The organism is Flavobacterium sp. (assembly GCF_035456225.1).
Lineage (GTDB): Bacteria > Bacteroidota > Bacteroidia > Flavobacteriales > Flavobacteriaceae > Flavobacterium.
Genome location: NZ_DATIDM010000004.1, coordinates 1 through 2,245, shown reverse-complemented (window position 1 = coordinate 2,245; position 2,245 = coordinate 1). Strand labels below are relative to the sequence as shown.

The following is a 2,245-nucleotide window of genomic DNA, read 5'->3' as shown; positions in this document are numbered from 1 at the left end:
TTTCGCGTCTTCAACAGTAGCTATTGTAGAGCAGGATGGACACTTTTGGGCGTTTTGGTTCAATTTCTGATTTCTTTTCGCAGCTGCAAATTCGGCTGTTACGATTCCTGTTGGTACGGCAATAATTCCGTAACCTAAAATCATAATGCAGGAAGCTATAATTTGTCCGGTTATGGTAACTGGCGCAATATCTCCGTAGCCAACGGTTGTCAGGGTAACGATGCACCAATAGATGCTGGTAGGGATACTGGTAAAACCGCTTTCTTTTCCTTCAACAACATACATGACTGTACCCAGTAATATGGAAACAATCAAGACGAAGTAGATAAACACGATGATTTTCGATCGGCTGGCTTTTATGGCTAGTTTTAACTGTGATTCCTGACCTGTGATGTGGACTAGATTCAATATGCCAAATAAACGAAGCAAACGCAAAGCCCTGATTACGGACAATATTCGGGAGCCCGGAATGAAAAAGGACAGATACATGGGTAGAATCGAAATGAAATCGACAATCCCGTAAAAACTGAAAATATAAGTGAGTGGTTTTTTGTTGCAGATAATCCGAAGCACATACTCTAAAGTGAAACAAACAGTAATAATCCATTCGAATACAATTATTGTGGAATGGTATTTTTCATCCAGATGTTCCACCGATTCCAGCATAACCAATAGGACACTCAAAAGAATAACGCCCAATAAAACTATATCGAAAAGACGTCCTGCAACAGTATTTGAACCATAAACTATGATGTAAATTCTCTGCCGAAGAAGTTCGTATTCAGATTTGATTTTTTTCATGGTACGTAAAAAAGATACATTAAAGTTAATTAAAACCTGACAATTTTAATAACTTTCTTTTTACGGACGTAATTCAGAATGATGTTTCTCGAATCACGGTTATTATCCATCGGGATGATGATGTTTTTAAGGATGTCGATATTGTTAATCTGATAATTCAGATCGTAAAAACAATACCCTTTATAGATTCCGTTTTCAATCAGTACGGCACTTCGTTCATTTATATTTCTTCCCTGATCCACAATAACCATACTTTGGCTATGCAGCTGATTGTTTTCAATAAAATGCGTAACCCGTTGGTTGTATTCTGCAGGAGCTTCTTCTCCGATACAAGCACCATAGCATTGTTTCAAATCATACTGGAAACAGCTTTTTTTAGTATCGTACAAGCTGTTTATCTTCTGGCAAAGATGATTCTCCTCTGTAATTTTATGTAAGAGTGATTTTCCTTCCTGCAAGGTTGAAAAAGAGGTGATTTCTTTTTTCCTTCCATCGGTTTTCTGTACATGTAAAGCAATATAACCATCCTTGTTTTTTTCAGCGTACAATGCATACGGGAAAATGGTTTTTCGCTGCGATCTGTTATAAGGAGGACGGTTTACTTTGATTTCCTCACTTTCTTTTAAAAGTGCAATCAATTCACTGCCCGTTTCTTCAAAAGTAACGGCAAAAACTTCATTCTGTAATTTTTTTGCTTTACGATCGGTACTGGTAAAGTGTTGATTAACCCTTTTTTTAATATTCTTGCTTTTTCCTATATAGATGATGGTTCCGTCTTCGCGATGGATGTAATAAATTCCTGTTTTTGAAGGAATTCCGTCAATGATATCCAATAATTTGGGCGATATTCCGGCTTTTATTTCGGTTTTGATATAACTTTTCACAATCTCTTTTTCCAAGTCTTTGGATAAAAGCATCTTGAAAAGTTTTACTGTTGCCATGGCATCTCCGGTAGCGCGATGTCTGTCGGCCATAGGAATTCCCAAGGCTCTGACTAATTTACCCAGACTATAGGAATGATGCCCTGGAAGTAATTTTTTGGAAAGTTCCACAGTGCAAAGTGTAGGTTTACTGAAATCATAACCTAAACGACGAAATTCAGTGCGGAGGATGCGGTAATCAAAAGAAGCGTTATGGGCAACTATGATACATCCTTCCGTTATTTCAATGATACGTTTGGCTACTTCATAAAATTTTGGTGCCGAACGCAGCATAGCATTGTTAATTCCGGTAAGTTTCACCACAAAAGGCTGAATCGGAATCTCCGGATTAACTAAACTGATGAACTGGTCCACAATCTCATGACCATCGAATCGATAGACGGCAATTTCTGTAATGCCCTCTTCGTTGTATTGTCCTCCGGTGGTTTCTATGTCAAGTATTGCGTACAAAATTCAGTGTTCAGTGTTCAGTATTCAGTAATCAGTTCAGGATAAAGTTTTCT

At 37.7% G+C, this 2,245-nt stretch carries 2 protein-coding genes; both read right to left on the bottom strand.

The window, feature by feature from the left end:
* A partial coding sequence (locus tag VLB74_RS00235) for an ion transporter (protein WP_325201464.1) occupies positions 1-801 on the bottom strand: 801 nt, incomplete at its 3' end.
* A 29-nt stretch (positions 802-830) separates the two neighbouring features.
* The gene (locus VLB74_RS00230; protein WP_325201463.1) at positions 831-2,192 is read right to left on the bottom strand and encodes an exonuclease domain-containing protein; all 1,362 of its coding nucleotides are present in this window, start codon (positions 2,190-2,192) and stop codon (positions 831-833) included.
* Between the last annotated feature and the right edge of the window lie 53 nt (positions 2,193-2,245).